We start from the raw sequence: 18,807 nt of genomic DNA, 5'->3' as shown, positions 1-18,807 counted from the left end.
GCGAACGTGCGTCATCAAGGACCCGTCCCCGTCATGACCGACACCCGACCCTCCGCTTCGCCATCGGCCAGCAACGCCGATCTCCTCGGCCTCTACAGGACCATGCGGCGTATCCGCACCTTCGAGGAGCGCGTGGGCGAACTCTTCGTGCGCGGCCTCTCCGCCGGCTCCATGCTGCATCTGTCAATCGGTGAGGAATCGGCGGCGGCGGGTGTAGCCAGCGCCATGCGGCCGGAGGACACCTTCACCACCCACCACCGCGGCCACGGCATCTTCCTCGCCCGCGGCGCCGATCCTTCGCGGATGATGGCGGAGATCGCCGGCAAGGAAACCGGCTACTGCGCCGGCAAGGGCGGCTCGATGCACATTGCCGACATGGCGCTCGGCCATCTCGGCGCCAATGCCATTGTCGGCGGCGGCATCCCGGCCGTGGTCGGCGCCGGCCTCTCGGCCAAGCGGCTGAAGACCGGCAGCGTCTCCCTCGCCTTCTTCGGCGACGGGGCGATGGGCCAGGGCATCCTCTATGAGAGCATGAACATGGCGGCGCTCTGGGAGCTGCCGGTGCTGTTCGTGTGCATCAACAACCAGTACGGCATGGGCACCCGCGTCGATCAGGCGACGCGCAACGAGGCGTTCGACGAGCGCGCCCGCGCCTTCGGTCTGCAGGGGGCCATGGTCGACGGCAACGATGTCGAAGCGGTCGCGGCGACCGCCAAGGACCTGGTCGACGCCGCCCGCGCCGGCAAGCCGGGCTTCCTCGCCATCTCCTGCTACCGGTTCTTCGGCCATGCCCGCATGGACAAGAGCCCCTACCGCGCCGAAGAGGAGGAACTGGCCGGCCGCCAGCGCGACCCGGTGAAGATCGCCCGCGCCGCGCTGCTGGAGCGGGGCCTCGCCCCCGGGAGCGCGCTCGACGCGCTCGACACCGAGATCGCCGCCGAGATGGACGCCACCATCGACTTCGCCGCCGCGTCGCCGGCCCCGCCGCTCGCCTCGATGTTCCGCGACGTGTTCGCCGTCGGCGAACCCGAACCCGAGCCCGTGCGCACCCGGCTCGACCGCGTTCTGTCCAAGGAAATCCGCTGATGGTCCAGATCACCTACCGCGACGCGCTGCGTCAGGCGCTCATCGACGCGATGGAGGCGGATGAGCGCGTCGTCGTCATCGGCGAGGAAGTGGGCCGCTATGGCGGCGCCTATGGCGTGACCAAGGGCCTGATCGACACGTTCGGCGGCGACCGGCTGATCGACACGCCGATCTCCGAACCGGCGATCATCGGCGCCGCCGTCGGTGCGGCGATGACCGGCCTGCGCCCCGTCGCCGAGCTGATGTATGTCGACTTCCTCGGCATGACCATGGACCAGCTCACCAACCAGGCGGCCAAGATCCGCTACATGTTCGGCGGGCAGATCGGCGTGCCGATGGTGCTGCGCACGCAGGGCGGCACCGGCCGCTCCGCCGGCGCGCAGCATTCGCAGAGCCTGGAGGCCTGGGTCATGCACATGCCCGGCCTGCGCCTCGTCATGCCGGCCACCGCCGAGGACGCCTATCACCTGCTGCGCCACGCGCTGACCATGCCGGACCCGGTGGTCTTCATCGAGCACAAGGCGCTCTACACCCGCAAGGAAGAGGCCGACCTCACCACGGCGAAGCGGCCCTGGGGCAAGGCGGCGGTGCGCCGCGAGGGCCAGGACGTGGTCATCGTCACCTATTCGCGTCAGGTGCATTACGCGCTGGAAGCCGCCGAGGCGCTGGCCAAGGACGGCATCGAGGCGACGGTGATCGACCTGCGCACCCTCAACCCGCTCGACATGGAGACGGTGATCGAGCATGTCGAGAAAATCGGCCGGGTCGCCGTGGTCTCGGAAGGGCCGATGACCGCCGGTGTCGCCGCCGAGCTGGCGGCGCGCATCACCGAGGAATGCTTCGACTTCCTGCATGATCCGGTTATCCGCATCGCCGGCGAGGACATCCCGATTTCCGTGTCGCAGGAACTGGAGGCGGGCAGCGTGCCCTCCCCCGCGCTGATTGGCGACGCCGTGCGGCGGCTGCTGTCATGAGCGGCGCCATTCTCACCATGCCCCGTCTCGGCGAGACGATGGAGGAGGGGCGCATCGTCGGCTGGCTGATCGCGGAGGGCGATGCCTTCAAGCGCGGCGACCCGATCCTCGAAATCGAGACCGACAAGACGGTGGCCGAACTGCCCGCGCTCACCGACGGAGTGCTGGCGGAGAAGCTGGTGCAGCCCGGCGACATGATCGTCGTCGGCGCCCCCATCGCCCGGCTGAAGGGCGAGGCGGGAGTGTCCCCCGCGCCGGCGCCGGCCGCGAGCGGGCGGGTCACGCGCACCCTCGCCATGCCGCGCCTTGGCGAGACCATGGAGGAAGGCCGCATCGTCGGCTGGATGGTGCAACCGGGCGCTGATTTCAAGCGCGGCGACGGATTGTTCGAGATCGAGACCGACAAGACGGTCGCCGAATTTCCCGCGCTGATGGACGGCACACTGGTCGAGCCGCTGGTGGAGCTGGGCTCCATGGTGCCGGTCGGCGCGCCGCTGGCGCGGGTGGAGATCGCGACGGCGGATGCCGGCATGGAGGGCTTCCTCCCCGACGAGGCGACCCCGCCCGTCCCGGCGCCTCGCGCGGCCTCGATGGCGACCGCACCAGCGACGACCGCCCCAGCGACGACCGCTCCGGTCGCGACGGCCGTCGCGGCGCCGCCCCACGCTCCCGCGGATCCTGCCGCCCCGCGTCGCGCTACCCCCATCGCCCGGCGGCTCGCCGCGCGGGCCGGGATCGACCTCGCCGCTCTGCACGGGACCGGCCGGCGCGGGCGCATCGAGGCGCGCGATATCGAGGCGGCACTGGCGGGCGGAACCGTCGCCGCGCCGGGCGCGATCGCGTTTGACCGCCATGGCACGCCGGGTGCCGCACGCCGGGCGCTGCTGTTGCACGGCTTCGCCGGGGATCGCACCACCTTCGCCGCCTTCGCCAGCCAGCTCGGCCGCGCCGGCTATGACGTGCTGGTGCCCGATCTGCCGGGCCATGGCGGTACTCGCGCCGAGGTGACCAGCATTGCCGATCTGGCGGCTCCCCTGCCCGGCTTCCTCGCCGCGCAGGGCTTCGGGCCGACCGAGATTGTCGCCCATTCGCTCGGCAGCGTGGTGGCGGTGGCACTCGCACAGACGCTTCCCGGCGTGGAGCGCCTGACGCTGCTCTGTCCGGCGGGGCTCGGGCTCGCCATCGACATGGAGTTCATCGCCGGCATGGCGTCACGGCCCTCGCCCGGCGCCCTGCGCCATCTGCTGCGACGCCTCACCGCCCGGCCGGCGGGACTGTCCGACGCCGCCGTGACAGGCCTTGCCGCGACGCTCGGCAGCGGTCGGCTGGCGATGCTGGCGGACGACGCTTTCGGGCCGAAGGGGCAGAAGGTCGACATCGTCGAGGCCTTGGCCCGCCTCTCCCGTCGCATGAACGTGCGCATTGTGTTCGGGTTGGACGATCGCATCCTCCCGTGGACGCAGGTCACGGCGGCGCCCTCACCCGTCGCGATCCATCTCGTCGCCGGCGCCGGCCACATGCCGCATTGGGACCAGCCCGGCGAGGTTCTCGCGCTGTTTGACGGAGACGCCGCATGAGCGCCGAACTGAAGGAGATTCAGGCCCGGCTCGGCCATTTCGCGAAGGCCGTGCCCGAGGTCGCCGCCGGATTTCGCCAGCTCACCAAGGCTGCCGGCGCGGCGGGCCGCTTCAGCCCGGCGCAGAAGGAGCTGTTCGCCGCCGCCTTCGGCGTGGTGCGCGGCTGCGAGGATTGCGTCGTCTATCACATCGATGCCGCCCGGCGCCTCGGTGCCGAGCGGGAGGAACTGCTCGAACTGCTCGCCGTGACCGTGGAAATGGGTGGCGGTCCGGCCATGGTCTACGGCGCCAAGGCGCTGAAGGCCTTCGACGAGGCCAACTGACCGCACGCGATAAAGGGTGCCGACGGGAGATCAACTCCCGCGATCCTCTGGAGGAAACGACATGGCCTATGTGGTCGCCGTCGATGGCGGAACCGAGAGCCTGCGCGCGGGCGTCTATGACCCGTCCGGCGCCTGTCTCGGGCAGGCGAGCCATCCCTATGGCACGGAGTTCGCGCCCGGCGCCCGCGCCGAGCAGAACCCGGAAGACTGGTGGACCGCGCTCGGCATTGCCACGAAGGCAGCGCTGGCCAAAGCCGGGATCAATCCGAAGGCGGTGGAGGCGATCTGCCTCACCACCACCTCCTGCACCGTTGTCGCCCTCGACGCCGAGGGCAATGCGCTGCGCCCGGCGCTTTTGTGGATGGATGTGCGCGCCGGCGCGGAGGCGCAGGCCGTGCTCGCCACCGGCGATGCGGCACTGGCTTCCAACGGCGCCGGTCGTGGGCCGGTCTCCGCCGAGTGGATGATCCCCAAGGCGCTGTGGCTGAAGCGGCATGAGCCGCATATTTTCGACCGAGCCACCACCATCGGCGAGTATCAGGACTTCCTGACCATTCGTCTCACCGGGCGCCGCGTCGCCTCGCTGAACAACGCCTCGATCCGCTGGCACTATTCGACCGCCCGCAGCGGCTTTGCCGCCTCGCTGGTGCGTGCGCTCGGCATGGAGGACATCCTCGACAAATGGCCGCCGGAGGTGGCGGCGCCCGGCGCCGTCGTCGGCACGCTGACCGCGTCGGCCGCCGAGCATGTCGGGCTGCACGCCGGGGTGAAGCTGGTGCAGGGCGGCGCCGACGCGCTGATCGGCATGATCGGGCTCGGCGTGGCCAAGCCCGGACAACTCGCCCTCATCACCGGCTCCTCGCATCTCCAGTTCGGCGTGTCCGATCGCGCGGTCCACCATCCGGGCCTGTGGGGCTCCTATCCCGATGCGGTCTATCCCGCGCGGCACATCATCGAGGGCGGGCAGACTTCGACCGGCTCGATCCTGCAGTGGCTCAGGCGGCTGATGGGCGGAACGATGGATCTCGACGCCTTGAACACGGCCGCCGCGCGGCTGGAACCCGGCTGCGACGGCCTCATCGTGCAGGATCACTTCCAGGGCAACCGCACGCCCTATGTCGACCCGCTCTCGCGTGGTGCGATCATCGGCCTGACGCTGGCGCATGGGCCCGAACACATATTTCGCGCGATCATCGAAGGCATTTCCCTGGGTACGCGCGCCATTCTCGACGAGATGGCGGCCGCCGGCTTCCGCTCGACCGAACTGACCGTGGGCGGTGGCGCCACCGCTTCGGAACTCTGGTTGCAGATTCACGCCGACACATCCGGTCTGCCAGTCTGCGTGCCGGCCTCCGGCGCGGCGCCCTCGGTGGGGGCCGCCGTGCTCGCGGCCCATGGCGCGGGACATTTCGGTTCCATCGACGAAGGCATCGCCGCCATGGTCCGGCCCGGCCGGCGCATCGAGCCGCGCCCGCGCGAAGCCGCCCGCTATGACGAGATCTACCGCAGCTACCGCGCGCTCTACCCCGCGCTGAAAGACGTCGCCGCCCAGTCGACCCCGCGTCGCGCGCCGGAAACGGCATCCCGTTCCCCGGAGTGACGATGAACGCCTTTCACCTTACGGGACGGCTTGCCGTCGTCACCGGCGGAGCGCGCGGCATCGGCGCCGCGATCTGCGAGCGCTTCGCCGCCGCCGGTGCCCATGTCGTGGTGGCCGACCGCGACGAAGTGGCCGCCGAGGCGCTCGCCACCCGGCTGCGGGAAGTCGGCGCGTGCGCCGAAGCCCTCGCGCTCGACGTCACCGACCGGGCGAGGGTTGCCGCAACACTCGCCGCGCTGCGTGCCCTCCACGGCGTGCCGCATGTCCTCGTCAACAATGCCGGCATCGTGCGCAACGCCCCGGCGGCGCAGATGAGCGTGGAGGACTGGTCCGCGGTGATCGATGTCGATCTCCATGGCGTGTTCCACTGCGCCCAGATCATCGGCGGCGCCATGGTCGAGGAGGGGCGCGGCTCGATCGTCAACGTCTCCTCCATGTGCGGGGAAATCGTCGTCCATCCGCAGCCGCAGGTCGCCTACAACGCCGCCAAGGCCGGCGTGAACATGCTGACCAAGTCGCTCGCGGTGGAATGGGCGCGCCACGGCGTCCGGGTCAACGCGGTGGCGCCGGGCTACACGGCAACCGAACTGACGCTCACCGGGCGCAGCAATCCCGACTGGTTCGCCACCTGGCTCGACCGCACGCCGATGGGCCGGCTCGGCGAACCGCGCGAGGTCGCCGACGCCGTGCTGTTCCTGGCGTCGGACGCGGCGAGTTTCATCACCGGGGCCGTTCTGGCGGTGGACGGCGGCTACACATCGCTTTGAGGAGACCCATCATGAGCACCTTCGACACCACCCGCGTCGCCCTCGTTACCGGCGCCAGCCGCGGCATTGGCCGCGCCATCGCGCTCGGCCTCGCCGAACGCGGCTTCGATCTTGTCGTGAACGACGTCGCCCGGCAGGGCGAGGCGCTGGCCGCCCTCGCCGGCGAGATCGAGGCGCTCGGCCGGCGCGCCATTGCCCTTCACGCCGATGTCAGTTCAAAGGCCGAGGTGACGGCGATGGTCGCGCAGGCGATCGCCGCGGCCGGCCATATCGATGCCGTGGTGAACAATGCCGGCATCCTCATCACCAGCCCGGTGGAGACGTTGGAAGAAGGCGTCTGGGACGCGGTGATGGATGTCAACGCCAAGGGCACCTTCCTCGTCATTCAGGCGCTGCTGCCGCATATGCGCGCGCGTCGCTACGGCCGGATCGTCAACATCGCCTCGATCGGCGGCAAGCAGGGCGCGCCCGAACAGGCGCATTACTCCGCCTCCAAGGCCGCGATCATGGGCTTTACCCGCGTGCTGGCACAGGAGATCGGCGCCGAAGGCATCACTGCCAATTGCGTCTGCCCCGGCATCATCCTCACCGATATGGGACGCACCAATCTGGAAGATCCGGCGATCAAGGCACGCTGGACCGCCAATACCGCCATGCGCCGCATCGGCGTGCCGGAAGACATCGTCGGCCCGGTCGCGTTCTTCGCGTCCGACGACGCCGGCTTCGTCACGGGGCAGACGCTGAACGTCGACGGCGGCATCGTGTTTGACTGATGCGACTTCACACGCCGTTAGGCGGGGGAGCCGTCGGCGATCGGCGCCACGCTTTCTGGCGTGCCGTCATCCACGATGGCAAGGATCCGGAAGCGGCGGCCATCGGTGAAGGCCGCCTTCGCCGTCGCACGTCACGCCCGCATTGTTGACCAGACCATCGATGTGGCCATAGCGGCCCTGCACATGCGCGGCGAAATTCAGCCCCTGCCGCCGGTCGGAAACATCGCGGGCAAAGGCCTCGGCATGACCGCGCGACAAGATGATCTCGGCTGCGACCGCCTGCGCGCCCTCGCCGTTGCGGTCGGCGACAAGAACCGTCGCCTCTTCGTCCCGCAGCCGCGGGACGGTCGCCTTGCCGATCCCCTGTGCCGCACCGGTCACGACGATGATCCCATCTTTCAGACCGCGCATCAGGCGGCTCCTCCGATCAGATACTTGTCGTAACCTTCCCGGATGATCTCGCCCTTCTGGTTGACGATGGCGATCTCCAGTTCCACGACACCGCGCGTGGGGTTCTTGGAACTTGGCGGCTTCGACCTGACGAGATATTTCTGCCGGATGCTGTCGCCAGGCGGGACCCGCCAAGCATAGGGGGCCGTGGTGGCGGTGGCGGCAGGCGCGTCAACGGTGTTGGACTTCAAACGGAGACACTACCGCGCAGCAACGAGCATCGTTATTTTCAGCGATCAACGGGTGGTGCCTCGAGTAATGGCGGCAATCTCCCGGCCGTTTCAGCCTTCATCCCCGCGGCGCCCGGGATCATTGGGAGCGTAGCGCGCTCCGGCGATATGATCCGGCGCGAAGATGGTACTGAGATAGATGATCTCGTCACGGCTCAGGGCGACATTGGTCGCGGCCATATTCTCGCGCACATATTCGATGCGCTTGGTGCCGGGGATCGCCACGATGTCGAAGGGCTGGGCGAGCAGCCAGGCCAGGGCGAGCTGGCCGGGACGGCAGTGCTTGCTCGCGGCGAGCGCCATGAGCGCCTCGACCGGGGCGAGGTTGGTGGCGCGGTTCTCGGCCGAGAAACGCGGATCGGTGATCCGGAAATCTCCCGCCGCAAAGCGCGTTGTAGCGCTGACCGCGCCGGTCAGCATGGAGCGTCCCAGCGGGCTGAACGGCACGAAGGTGATGCCGAGTTCACGACAGGCGGGCAGGATCTCCGGCTCGACGCCGCGCTCCCACAGCGAATATTCGGACTGGAGCGCCGTTATCGGGTGAACCCCATGAGCCTGGCGCAACTGGGCCGGGGTGACTTCGCTGAGGCCGATCGCCCGCACCTTCCCCTGTTCGACGAGCCGGCCCATGGCCCCGACCGTATCGCCGACCGGCACGCTCGGATCGAGCCGATGGGCATAATAGAGGTCGATGACCTCGACGCCGAGACGGCGCAGGCTGGCCTCGCAGGCGGAAGCGACATAGTCGGGATGCCCGTCGATGATAACGCCCTCGCCGTCATCGGTGAACCTGACGGCGAATTTGGTGGCCAGCACAACCGCGTCGCGGCGCCCGGCAATCGCGCCGCCGATCAATTGCTCGTTGTGTCCGAAGCCGCGGTTCTCGGCGCCCACCAGCATATTGGCGGCGCCATAGATATCGGAGGTGTCGATGAAGTCGACGCCCAGGTCCAGAGCCTCGCGGATGGTCCGGGTCGAGCGTGCGTCGTCGGCCTCGCCGTAGAATTGCGACATGCCCATGCAGCCCAGCCCCACGGGCCGGACCACCAGATCGGAATGGCCAAGCCGGACGCGAGCCGATCCCGCGATATCATCGGGAGTGATAGGCATTTCAGTCGTTCCTTGCGAAAGCAGCCATGCCAAGCGCAGACCCGGCCTTCGGCTGCCGCAACTCATCTAGGAGGAGTTGATAGTCACAACAATTGCGATAAATTGGATCTCAGAGTAGCGAAAATCGAGATAATGCGGCCGGCCAAGCTCATCGAACTCGAAGCCATACTGGCGATTGCCCGGCGCGGCAGTTTTCGCGCCGCGGCGAATGATCTGGGCATTTCGCCCACCGCCATCGGCAATGCCGTGGCCGGGCTCGAGGATGAACTGGGGGTGAGACTTTTCGACAGGACTACCCGACGGGTGGACCTGACGGCGGCAGGACATGATTTCGTGCGCGCCATTGCCCCGGCCCTGTCCGATATCCACGCCGCCACCGAGGCCGCCCGCAGTCGGCGCGACAGCCCCACAGGGACGTTGCGGATCAACTGCTCGATCGCCGGGGGGCATCAGATTCTGGTTCCCTTCATCACCGAGTTCATCCGCCGCTATGGCGGCGTGAAGGTCGACATCGTGACCGAGGGGCGACTGGTGGATATCGTTCACGCCGGGTTTGACGCGGGCGTGCGTGTAGCGAGCGCCGTTCCCCCCAACATGACCATCGTTCCTCTGGGCCAGAGGCTGCGCTATCGGGTGGTCGGATCGCCGGACTATTTCAAGGCCCATCCGCGCCCGGTTCATCCCCATGAGCTGAGTGAGCATGATTGCATCCGCATCCGCTGGCCGAGCGGAGCGCCCTATGAATGGGAGTTCGAAAAGGACGGCGAGGCCATGCAGGTGGACGTGCCCTGGTCGCTCAGTCTCGACAATCATGGCCTGATCGCCCGTGCGGCCCTGGCGGGCCTGGGCCTTGCCTATGTCGCCGAAGCCGAAATTGCCGACCATGTCGCTTCCGGCCGGCTTGTGCCCGTTCTGGGGGATTGGATGCCGCCCAGTCCGGGCTTCTGCCTCTACTTTCCCGAGCGCCGTCCCATGGTGGGCTTTGCTGGCGCCTTGGCGCAAGTGATCGCGGACATGGGCCGCCAAGGCGATTGATCCCGGCCCTCGGCGCCGATGCCGGCCGGGCCTATGCGAGGATCTCGGCGCCAAGAATGATCCACACGGCCAAGAGCACAATATTGCCGGACGACCGGCCTCCTGTTCTCGGGCCCGTCAGACCTGGGTCAGCCCGCCATCGACACATAGGTCGATGCCGGTGATGAAGCTGGAATCGTCGGATGCGAGAAACAGCGCAGCCGTAGCGATTTCGCGCGGGCGGCCGAAGCGTCCAAGCGGCACCATGGCTGTCATCGCATCTTTCCAGTCTTGCGGCGCGGGCTGGGTGAACGGGGTATCGATCGGTCCGGGACTGATAACATTGACGCGGATGGCGCGATCCTTGAGTTCCATCGTCCAGCCGCGGGCGAAGGCGCGGACCGCGGCCTTGCTGGCACTATAGACACTGGCGCCGGGCATGCCCTTGAGATGCGCGATCGAGCTGTTGAGGATGATCGATCCACCATCCCGAAACAGCGGCAGGGCCTTCTGCACGGTGAACAGCACGGCCTTCACGTTGACGTCGAAGGTATGATCGACCAGTTCGGGCGATACGCTTGCCACCGGCTCGCCCATATGGCCGGCCCCGGCACTGGCGAACAGCACGTCGATATGGCCCTTTTCCGCCTTGACGACGGCAAACAGGCGATCGAGATCGGCAGGGTTGGAGACATCTCCCTGAATGCCGGTGACGTCTTCTCCAATATAGGCGACAGCGGCATCGACAGTATCTTGGCGCCGGCCAGTCACGAAGACATAAGCACCCTCCTCGACGAAGACTTTTGCGGTTTCCAATGCCATTCCGGAAGTTCCACCGGTAATGACGGCGACTTTTCCACTGAGTCTGGACAATTTGGCCTCTTTGGTTGGTTGCTATGCCCGGCAATGGCCGGAATGCCCCCTTTACTTACGGGCTGGCTGGGGATTTCCAATTCCGGCCAGGGGAATAGCTGAAATTCCATAATGGAATACTGATCTTCACCATTATTCCAATACATGCTATTTGCCTGGCATCGGCACATGGAGACGGCTGACGATGGATCAGCTCAAAAGAATGCGGCTGTTCGTGCGCACCGTGGAAACCGAAAGCTTTTCACGCGCGGGCAAGGCGGAGAACGTGGCCCAGTCGACCGTCAGCAAGGAAGTCGCGGCCCTGGAAGCCCATCTGGGCGCATTGCTGATCCGGCGCAGTTCACGCGGGCTGAGCGTGACCGAGAAGGGGCAGGAATTCTACGATTTCGCCGTGGGCATGCTGCGCGATCTCGAAACGGCGGAGGCGCGCATCCGATCGGGCGAGGTAACCGCCGCGGGCCGGCTGCGGGTGACGTGTTCGCCCGTCTTCTCCAACCGGCTGATCAGCCCGCGCCTGCCGGCGCTGTTTGCCAGATATCCGGACCTGACGATCGATCTGGAGGTTTCGGAGCGCTATGTCAGCCTGATCGAGGATGGCGTCGACGTGGCCATCCGCATTGGCGATTTGCCGGATTCCAGCCTGCTCTCACGCCAGATCGGCTGCGTGGAAGCCGCCGTGGTCGCCTCGCCCGCCTATCTCGCAGCGCACGGGACGCCAGTCAGTCCCGATGATCTGGCACGCCATAGCTGCCTCCCCTTCACCTTCCAGGGCAATTCCAAGACCTGGAAATTTAAGGGCTCTGATGGCCCGATCACCATAACGCCTTTCGGACCGCTCCGCACCAATGACCCCGAAAGTGTCCATGCGGCGGTGTTGGCAGGCATGGGGCTGGCCCAGGGGCCGAGCTGGATGTTTGCCGACGACATCGAGGCCGGCCGGATGGTGTGGGTCCTGGAGAATTACAGGCCGCGGCTCTATCCAATACAGGCCGTCAGTTCAACGACGCGCCGCATGACGGGGGCGATCAAGGTTTTCGTCGATTTCGTCGCTGGCCTGCTCAAGGAAGAGCCACACCTGCGCCTGCGATAATCTCCGCCCGTGGCATGCAGGTGAACGCTTCAGAAACCGTGACCCGGGACAGGAACGGTAGCTAAACGACGGCGAAAACCGCCGCCGAAACCACGCTACCGCCGCCGCTTGTATCCGTCATTCCCACTCGATTATTTCCTAGCATTATAAACCATTGATTTTACACATTAAAAAGTTTTTCGAGAGACGCCATACCGTCAGGAACACCGTCGAAAAAACGCGCTCCTGAAAACATTGGCTTTTTCGGCTAGATTTCGGAAACGCACCTTCCGCCATCTATCGCCATCTAAGCCCGCATCGGTCATCCGACGGGTGTTCAAACCGGCGCCGTCGTTTCCACGCTAGTGTACGCCGACTATCGAGCCGGACCCCATTAGCTATACCGTCAGGGTCTTCCAAACACCACCTTACCGACACGTTGCACCGTCAGCAGCGCTTATCATTGCGCTCACCCTCTCGGGCTGCAGGATCCGCGCCCCTAATCCTCCGTCGCCTCGTAGAACAAGGAGGGTACGCACACGGGGTTAACCCCGCATTGATCTGGGCATCGTTCCCAGCTAATCTAGCTTAATGCGTTACACTCAAAGCCAGATTCGCGAGCTGCTATCCATTTCAGTGGATGCCCTGCGGACGTGGCGGGATGCCATCCCGGCTTTGGCAGCGCATAAGGGTCACGCTCCAACCTTCACACCTGGGGACGTCGTCGCGATGGCGATCGTGGCCGAACTGGTCAGAGATTTCGGCGTCCGCGTTGGCACAGTTGGCAACCGTTTCGATGAACTATTCAGGGAGTGTCGCGGCAAATCTTGGCTCTCGCTGGAAACCTGCGTTGCCCTAATCGAAGCCGATAGCATCCGTCTCGTTGAGGCTGGCACGTCTACGCGTCCGTCGCCCGACGCCTCCACCCTATGCGTTCCTTGTGGACCCATCGTGTCGCGCTTGCAGTCGGCTCTTACGGCTACCGAGGCGGATCTCGCTCAAGGCTATCTGCAGTTTCCCCCGACAGCGATCGGCCCGCAAACCGAACGACGTGGAAGACGAGCATGACCACCACCCTGGCATCCGCATTGGCGCCGGAGTGGAAAGACCGCTTGGGGCTCACACATCGGCGCTCGCCTGAACTTTACGAGTCAGCGGAGGCCGTCAGCGACGTGCCGCACGCGCCGGCTATCCGAGCCGCCCTCACCGAGATGGGTGTATCGGCGATCTTCTGCGTCCAAGGCGTCCCAACCGTCGCGATCCTGGAAGCCGATCACTACGACCGCGCAGCTATTATCGATCTTCACGGCGCGCTCTGGAATCAGGGCTTGGCCAGCCTGTTGCTGGTTATCGCCGACGATATGCTCAGAGCGTTTTCGCTTGCCCGTACTCCGTTGAGCGATCCAGGCGACGCCTTCGAGACCCGCTGCCTCATCGATAGCCTCAGCCTAACGACGGAAGCGCTGCGGTTTCAGAACCTTATTTACGGCGCGGAATCCGGACGTCTATGGAAGGACTACGGCGAGTATTTCCCCCCGAAAGAACGCATCGATCAGGTACTCCTCGACAATCTGAATGCGTCGCATGACCTCCTGCAGAAGGCCGCGCTCGCTCCCGATGCGGCCCAGGCCCTGCTCATACAGGCGATGTTTATCGCCTACCTTGAGGACCGGGAGATCGTAACCCCCACCTACTTTGCCGCCGTCTCCGAGAAGAGCGCGGAGAGTTTTTCGGCGCTGCTGGAAACCGGCGACGTGAATCTCTTCCGGTCCTTCTTCCGGACTCTCCACGCGGATTTTAACGGCGATCTGTTCGTCGCGCCGTGCTCCTTCGAGGCCACGGGCGAGGCGCCAGAAGTCACGCCGGCGCATCTGACGATCCTGGCGCGGTTCCGGTCAGGCCGTGAAGAAATGGCGCGTTCCGGACAGCAACGGTTCTGGGGCTATGACTTCCGCTATATCCCGATCGAGCTCGTCAGCGCCGTCTACGATCGGTTCCTAGGTGAACGCGAGGCCGAACGACGCGCCAACGGCGCCTACTACACGCCCATGTTCCTCGCCGACACGGTCGTTTCCCAAGCGTGGGAGATGTTGCCGGATGCGACAAGGACGACAGGAAACTTCCTCGACCCTGCCTGCGGTTCAGGCGTTTTCCTCGTCCGCTCCTTCCAACGACTCTGCGAACACTGGCGCGCCAAGCACAAGACGCAGACGATTTCTTGGAAGACGCTGCTGTCCTTGCTGAGCCAGATCCATGGCTGGGATCTGAATGGCGGCGCCGTTCGGGTCGCCGTGTTTTCGCTTTACGTGGCCCTCCTCGAGGAGGTGTCGCCGCGCGACATCCGAAAGCTCATCACCCGGGGGAAACTCCTCCCGGAACTTTGGGGCAAGACCCTCGTCTGCCGCGACTTTTTCGAAGTGTCACCTGATGGCGCCCGATACGAGGTCATCATCGGCAATCCGCCATGGACCAGCCGCCGCGGTCCGGCGCGTTCTTCTGTGCAGTGGAGCAAGAAAGCCGGCCATCCCATGCCTGGCGGCGAGGACGCCTGGGCGTTCAGCTGGAAGGCCCTGTCGCATCTCGCCGACGGCGGAGTGATCGCGTTCCTGCTGCCGGCGATGGGATTTTTGCACAACCACGCCCAAAAGACGGTCGAGGCGCGTGATGCATTCTTCCGGAAATCCCAGGTCCGCCGCGTCATCAACTTCGCTGACCTTCGATTTCAGCTTTTCGAAAAAGCCCATCGCCCCGCAGCCCTGATCGTCTACGGCAGCGCGAATCCGGATAATTTCCCGTATCGCTTCGATTATTGGGCGCCAAAGGCCGACCTCAACCTGCGCATCAAGCGTGTCATCACGCTGAGCAGCGCGGACAAAGCCTCGCTCGGGGTGGGCGCGGTTCTCGACAACCCGCTCATCTTCAAGCAGCGCCTTTGGATGCGCGAGCCGGACGCCAAACTCTTCGGCTATCTCGCAAGGCTTCCAAAGCTAGAGGCCTTCGTCAAAGATTTTGGAGGCCTAAGCCGCCGCCGCGAAGAGCCGGGCGACCGATGGGTCATCGGGCAAGGCTATCAGCCCTTCAATGAAGACAGCGATAGCGATGCGCCTCCACTCGAAAGCGCATATGTCGGCCAACTGCCGGACCTGCCAATTGCGGCCTACTCACGCCTAGCTCAGACCGTGGAGGGCTTGCTGCCGGCCGCATCATCGACGGTTCGTCGTCGCGGCTTCGAGGCCGGGTTCGATGGCTCGCGGATTCTTATCCCGCGTGGAGTCGAGACGTCGCAGAACCGTCTTCGCGCCGCCTATTGCGATCAGCCTTTGACCTTCCAGCATATTTTCCAGGCGATTGTGGTGCCGAAGGGCGAGAGTGACCGCGCCAAACTACTGACCGCGATCCTCAATAGTCGCGTGGCGGTCTGGTACGCCTTTCATGGCACCGCTTCGTTCGGCTCGGATCGACCCGAAGTCCAGCAAGCCGACCTGCTACATTTGCCGTTTCCGTCGCCCGGCGATGTCCCCGATCCAACTGCGGCCACGCAGGCCGCCCTTAAGTTGATCGCGATGGTGGACGACGCACGCGAACGCTCCAACGAGCCGTTCTCGATGCAAGTCGACGACGGCGAGATCCTGCGGACGATCGACCAGCTAGCGTACCAATACTTCTGCCTGTCGCCCGATGAAATCGCGCTGATCGACGACACCGTCGAGGCGATCCTCCCCGCGCTTCAGCCGCATGAGGGCCACTTCCCCAAACTCTGGGGCGCGCCCGACGAACCGCAACGCGCTCAATACGCGCACACCTTGTCGGCCAGCCTCGCGGACTGGTTCAAAGGCAAGAAGATCGATGCGCGCCTTGTCGCGCGCGGCGCTGACCTCGCGATCCTCCGCCTTCATCTGGGCGGCCATGAAGACTACGCCGAGGATGCAGCCGGTGAACTCAGCGACGTGCTCGAGCAGCTCGCAGCCCATATCCACAGGCCCCTGGACGGCAATTTCCAGCTCATGCCGGATCTGCGCGTTTTCGTCGGCGACTGCCTTTATCTCATCAAGCCTATGCAGATGCGCTTCTGGCTGCGCTCCACCGCGCTCGCCGATGCCGATGGTATAGCGCTCGACCTCCAGCAAGCCGCCGCCCTGCCGCAAAAGCGGGGCGCGGATTGATGCTGATCGGCGATGTGCAGGGATGGGTCGACAACTTCGTATCGTTTGACGATCGCTTCTTGGAGAGGATCGCGGCGGCGTGGCCATCGTGCATGGGGGTGCTTCCCGAACAACCCGGCGAAGATGCCATCACCATCAACCTCGTCGATCGGCTGGCCAAGGACGCCGTGGTGCGTCGCTTGTGTCATTGGGTCGAGTATCAGTTCGAGCCCTTCGGCCTTAATCCAGACGGGTCGAAATACAGCAAGGGCATCATCGACATCGCTGTACTCTTCGACTGGGATCGGGAGCGATACCTGGCTTATGAGTGCAAGCGGCTGAACGTGATAAACGGCGGAAGCCGCAGTTCCCTGGCTACCGTATACGTCACCCAGGGCATGATGCGTTTTCTCACCGAGCAGTATGCCGAGCAGCTTCCCGTGGGGTGCATGCTCGGTTACGTGCTCGACGGCGACATGCCCTTTGCTAAATCACGGATTGCCGACGCCATCGGCAGCCATGTGCCTCTCGCGCTCGCTGAGGGACCTACACCACTTGCCGCGATCGAAACGATTGAGCGCTTCCGAACAAGGCACACCCGCCAAACCGGATCACAGATCGAACTTCGCCACGCGCTATTTTCGAAGCCGTCAGCGGTCGCGACAAACGCTTGAGTAAGGCGTGCTTTAGGGGCCTCTCGATTCTTGAAGCTTCAGCGCGCCTTGTATTGATCGATGAAGTATAAGTGACGCAATCATGGAAGGCCGCGACTGCTAATCAAGGGAAACTTGACGCGATCGGCCACCAATAAGGGGAGGTCGGCTAAAATGTTTATTGAGCGACTCAGTCTGACGAATTTCCGTTGCTTCGCCCCAGTTGCGACAAGCGTCGATCTAACCTCCGGCCTCACCACCTTTGTCGGCGTCAACGGCGCGGGCAAAACCGCCCTGATGCAGGCCCTGCAGCGCCTCTTCGGCGTGACGGGCGATCAGCGACGACTGCGGCGTCAGGATTTTCACGTCCCTTCCGCCGAGCTTATTGCGCCACTCCAGCGAAACTTCGTGCTGGAGGCGATCATCGCCTTTCCGGAACTGGATGCCGACGGTGCCGCCGGCGCGGCGATCCCGGAATTCTTCCATCAGATGGCCGCTGAAGAGGGCGGCAAGCTGAAATGCCGCCTGCGCCTCGAAGCGACCTGGACCGATGACGGTTCGCTCGACGGCGCGATTGAACAGAAATACTGGGCGGTCAGGACCTTCGGGCCATTCGCCGACGCCGACTGCACTGAGTTGAAAGCCACCGACCGGGCGCGGATTCAAATGATCTACGTACCGGCGACGCGGGACGGCGCCTCCCAGGTGACGGCCTTTCTGCGCGGCCGGTTGTGGCGTGCCATCAACTGGTCGCAGGGCGTCCGCGATACGTTCACGAACGCCGGCGCCACATTAAACCACGCTTTCGCCGGGGAGCCGGCCGTCGACGTGATTGCCGCAGCAGTGACGCGACGGTGGCAGGAAGTTTACACCGCCGGGACCGACACGACGCCGGTTTTTCGCCCGCTCGATCTGCGGTTCGAGCATTTCATCCGGAAGGTGGAGGTGGTCTTCCGTCCCGACGAGGCCGGACGGGAGCGAGCCCTCGATGACCTGAGCGACGGCCAGAGGTCACTCTTCCATCTGGCCATGACCGCCGCGACGTTGGATGTTGAAGGTGGGATCGTAGCCGATCCCGCCGGGGCTGGTTTCCAGCCTGGCGGCGTACCCTTGCCGGCGCTCACGCTCATCGCGATCGAAGAGCCCGAAAACAATCTCGCTCCGTTCTATCTCTCTCGCATCGTCCGGCAGATCCTGGACCTAACGAAGTCGCCGCAGGCGCAGGCGGTTGTTTCCAGCCATTCCCCGAGCATACTCGCCCGGGTCGATCCAACCCAAGTCCGGCACTTCCGCCTCGACCCGCAGGATCGAACGGCCCGCATCCGCCCGATCACCCTCCCCGTCGGCGAAGAAGAAGCCTCGAAGTTCATCCGCGAGGCTGTGCGCACCTATCCCGAACTCTACTTCGCGCGCTTCGTCGTGCTGGGGGAAGGCGCGTCCGAGGAGGTCGTTCTTCCCCGTCTCGCCGACGTCATGGGGCTCGACATCGATCGATCCTTCGTCGCGGTCGTTCCCTTGGGCGGCCGGCATGTAAACCATCTCTGGCGACTGCTGACCGATCTCGACATCCCCTACGCCACCCTGCTGGATCTCGACTGGGGCCGTTCCGGAGGAGGATGGGGTCGTATAAAGACGGCCTGTACGCAACTGCTTGCGAACAATGTCACGCCTCAAGCCATTTTCGGACAGTTCCTCGATCCCCAAGGACCAGCGGTCAACCTAGCGGCTTTCGACAATCTGCCAATCCAGGACTCCGTCGCTATCACTCAATGGACGAACTGGCTCCGCCAGTTCCACGTCTACTTCTGCACGCCCCTCGATCTCGACTATTCGATGCTGAGGGCCTTTCCTGTGGCCTATCAGGTCATTGAACCGGGCCGCCAAGGGCCGTCGCCCGCAGGGGAGCCTCGCACGTCGGTTCTGGGCGATGACGGCTTGCCTCATCTTTACGGTGCTGACCACGACGCCTTGATGCGTTGGTATCGCTATCTGTTCTTGGGGCGCGGCAAGCCGAGCACCCACGTCCGGGTGCTCAGCGCCCAAGACCCGGTCGCGCTCGCGGCGGGCGCGCCCGAAGAGTTGCGTGCCCTCCTGACGTCGATTGTCGCGCGCCTGACGCCGCCCCCACCGCCGCCGCCGCCGCCGCCGCCGCTTGCGGGCCTGTGA

General features: G+C 65.2%; 15 protein-coding genes and 1 pseudogene. 12 read left to right on the top strand and 4 right to left on the bottom strand.

The window, feature by feature from the left end; translation table 11 throughout:
* The first annotated feature begins 33 nt into the window (after nucleotides 1-33).
* The 7 genes from QOZ99_RS04620 (at nucleotide 34) to QOZ99_RS04590 (ending at nucleotide 7,100) form a co-directional block, all read left to right on the top strand.
* A complete protein-coding gene (locus tag QOZ99_RS04620) occupies nucleotides 34-1,086 on the top strand; it encodes a thiamine pyrophosphate-dependent dehydrogenase E1 component subunit alpha (protein ID WP_306888774.1) in 1,053 nt (350 codons plus the stop codon).
* Nucleotides 1,086-2,060 (top strand): alpha-ketoacid dehydrogenase subunit beta, encoded by a 975-nt coding sequence (locus tag QOZ99_RS04615; RefSeq protein ID WP_306888773.1) that lies wholly within the window; start codon nucleotides 1,086-1,088, stop codon nucleotides 2,058-2,060. The genes QOZ99_RS04620 and QOZ99_RS04615 overlap by 1 nt, the downstream gene beginning before the upstream one ends.
* Nucleotides 2,057-3,637, top strand: coding sequence for an alpha/beta fold hydrolase (locus tag QOZ99_RS04610; protein WP_306888772.1), 1,581 nt, complete (start codon nucleotides 2,057-2,059; stop codon nucleotides 3,635-3,637). Before QOZ99_RS04615 ends, QOZ99_RS04610 begins: the two co-directional genes overlap by 4 nt.
* Complete coding sequence (locus QOZ99_RS04605) at nucleotides 3,634-3,960, top strand: carboxymuconolactone decarboxylase family protein (RefSeq protein ID WP_306888771.1); 327 nt, start codon at nucleotides 3,634-3,636, stop codon at nucleotides 3,958-3,960. Before QOZ99_RS04610 ends, QOZ99_RS04605 begins: the two co-directional genes overlap by 4 nt.
* A gap of 61 nt (nucleotides 3,961-4,021) precedes the next feature.
* The gene (locus QOZ99_RS04600; protein ID WP_306888770.1) at nucleotides 4,022-5,560 is read left to right on the top strand and encodes an FGGY-family carbohydrate kinase; all 1,539 of its coding nucleotides are present in this window, start codon (nucleotides 4,022-4,024) and stop codon (nucleotides 5,558-5,560) included.
* Nucleotides 5,561-5,562: 2 nt separating this feature from the next.
* Nucleotides 5,563-6,327, top strand: a complete 765-nt coding sequence (locus tag QOZ99_RS04595) for an SDR family NAD(P)-dependent oxidoreductase (protein ID WP_306888769.1) — start codon at nucleotides 5,563-5,565, stop codon at nucleotides 6,325-6,327.
* 11 nt (nucleotides 6,328-6,338) lie between these two features.
* On the top strand, nucleotides 6,339-7,100 hold the full coding sequence (locus QOZ99_RS04590; RefSeq protein WP_306888768.1) for an SDR family NAD(P)-dependent oxidoreductase: 762 nt from the start codon (nucleotides 6,339-6,341) through the stop codon (nucleotides 7,098-7,100).
* Between the two features lie 135 nt (nucleotides 7,101-7,235).
* Here QOZ99_RS04590 and QOZ99_RS04585 read toward each other — a convergent pair.
* The 3 genes and pseudogenes from QOZ99_RS04585 to QOZ99_RS04575 form a co-directional block, all read right to left on the bottom strand.
* Nucleotides 7,236-7,511 (bottom strand): annotated as a pseudogene (locus QOZ99_RS04585) (SDR family NAD(P)-dependent oxidoreductase); the annotation flags it as partial.
* Entirely contained in the window at nucleotides 7,511-7,741 is a 231-nt protein-coding gene (locus QOZ99_RS04580; protein ID WP_306888767.1) for a hotdog family protein, read from the bottom strand. The pseudogene QOZ99_RS04585 and the gene QOZ99_RS04580, both read right to left, overlap by 1 nt.
* 90 nt (nucleotides 7,742-7,831) lie before the next feature.
* On the bottom strand, nucleotides 7,832-8,890 hold the full coding sequence (locus tag QOZ99_RS04575) for an aldo/keto reductase (protein WP_306888766.1): 1,059 nt from the start codon (nucleotides 8,888-8,890) through the stop codon (nucleotides 7,832-7,834).
* A 132-nt stretch (nucleotides 8,891-9,022) separates the two neighbouring features.
* Here QOZ99_RS04575 and QOZ99_RS04570 point away from each other — a divergent pair, with 132 nt between their 5' ends.
* A complete protein-coding gene (locus QOZ99_RS04570; protein ID WP_306888765.1) occupies nucleotides 9,023-9,925 on the top strand; it encodes a LysR family transcriptional regulator in 903 nt (300 codons plus the stop codon).
* A gap of 117 nt (nucleotides 9,926-10,042) precedes the next feature.
* On the opposite strand, the gene QOZ99_RS04565 is transcribed toward QOZ99_RS04570, so the two are convergent.
* Nucleotides 10,043-10,777, bottom strand: coding sequence for an SDR family NAD(P)-dependent oxidoreductase (locus QOZ99_RS04565; RefSeq protein WP_306888764.1), 735 nt, complete (start codon nucleotides 10,775-10,777; stop codon nucleotides 10,043-10,045).
* 184 nt (nucleotides 10,778-10,961) lie between these two features.
* Here QOZ99_RS04565 and QOZ99_RS04560 point away from each other — a divergent pair, with 184 nt between their 5' ends.
* The 4 genes from QOZ99_RS04560 (at nucleotide 10,962) to QOZ99_RS04545 (ending at nucleotide 18,807) form a co-directional block, all read left to right on the top strand.
* Nucleotides 10,962-11,867: a LysR family transcriptional regulator gene (locus QOZ99_RS04560; protein WP_306888763.1), complete on the top strand. Its 906-nt coding sequence runs from the start codon at nucleotides 10,962-10,964 to the stop codon at nucleotides 11,865-11,867.
* A 1,043-nt stretch (nucleotides 11,868-12,910) separates the two neighbouring features.
* Entirely contained in the window at nucleotides 12,911-16,009 is a 3,099-nt protein-coding gene (locus QOZ99_RS04555) for an HsdM family class I SAM-dependent methyltransferase (RefSeq protein ID WP_306888762.1), read from the top strand.
* The gene (locus QOZ99_RS04550) at nucleotides 16,009-16,662 is read left to right on the top strand and encodes a hypothetical protein (RefSeq protein ID WP_306888760.1); all 654 of its coding nucleotides are present in this window, start codon (nucleotides 16,009-16,011) and stop codon (nucleotides 16,660-16,662) included. Before QOZ99_RS04555 ends, QOZ99_RS04550 begins: the two co-directional genes overlap by 1 nt.
* Nucleotides 16,663-16,815: 153 nt before the next feature.
* Nucleotides 16,816-18,807 carry an ATP-dependent nuclease gene (locus QOZ99_RS04545; RefSeq protein WP_306888758.1) on the top strand — a complete coding sequence of 664 codons (1,992 nt, stop codon included), beginning with the start codon at nucleotides 16,816-16,818 and terminating at the stop codon, nucleotides 18,805-18,807.

Source organism: Ancylobacter amanitiformis (genome assembly GCF_030814815.1).
GTDB lineage: Bacteria > Pseudomonadota > Alphaproteobacteria > Rhizobiales > Xanthobacteraceae > Ancylobacter > Ancylobacter amanitiformis.
This window is presented reverse-complemented; position numbering and strand designations above follow the sequence as displayed.

Coding starts and splice junctions, on each gene's coding strand:
- QOZ99_RS04620 (WP_306888774.1), top strand. CDS start 34: ATGACCGACACCCGACCCTCCGCTTCGCCATCGGCCAGCAACGCCGAT.
- QOZ99_RS04615 (WP_306888773.1), top strand. CDS start 1,086: ATGGTCCAGATCACCTACCGCGACGCGCTGCGTCAGGCGCTCATCGAC.
- QOZ99_RS04610 (WP_306888772.1), top strand. CDS start 2,057: ATGAGCGGCGCCATTCTCACCATGCCCCGTCTCGGCGAGACGATGGAG.
- QOZ99_RS04605 (WP_306888771.1), top strand. CDS start 3,634: ATGAGCGCCGAACTGAAGGAGATTCAGGCCCGGCTCGGCCATTTCGCG.
- QOZ99_RS04600 (WP_306888770.1), top strand. CDS start 4,022: ATGGCCTATGTGGTCGCCGTCGATGGCGGAACCGAGAGCCTGCGCGCG.
- QOZ99_RS04595 (WP_306888769.1), top strand. CDS start 5,563: ATGAACGCCTTTCACCTTACGGGACGGCTTGCCGTCGTCACCGGCGGA.
- QOZ99_RS04590 (WP_306888768.1), top strand. CDS start 6,339: ATGAGCACCTTCGACACCACCCGCGTCGCCCTCGTTACCGGCGCCAGC.
- QOZ99_RS04575 (WP_306888766.1), bottom strand. CDS start 8,890: ATGCCTATCACTCCCGATGATATCGCGGGATCGGCTCGCGTCCGGCTT.
- QOZ99_RS04570 (WP_306888765.1), top strand. CDS start 9,023: ATGCGGCCGGCCAAGCTCATCGAACTCGAAGCCATACTGGCGATTGCC.
- QOZ99_RS04560 (WP_306888763.1), top strand. CDS start 10,962: ATGGATCAGCTCAAAAGAATGCGGCTGTTCGTGCGCACCGTGGAAACC.
- QOZ99_RS04555 (WP_306888762.1), top strand. CDS start 12,911: ATGACCACCACCCTGGCATCCGCATTGGCGCCGGAGTGGAAAGACCGC.
- QOZ99_RS04550 (WP_306888760.1), top strand. CDS start 16,009: ATGCTGATCGGCGATGTGCAGGGATGGGTCGACAACTTCGTATCGTTT.
- QOZ99_RS04545 (WP_306888758.1), top strand. CDS start 16,816: ATGTTTATTGAGCGACTCAGTCTGACGAATTTCCGTTGCTTCGCCCCA.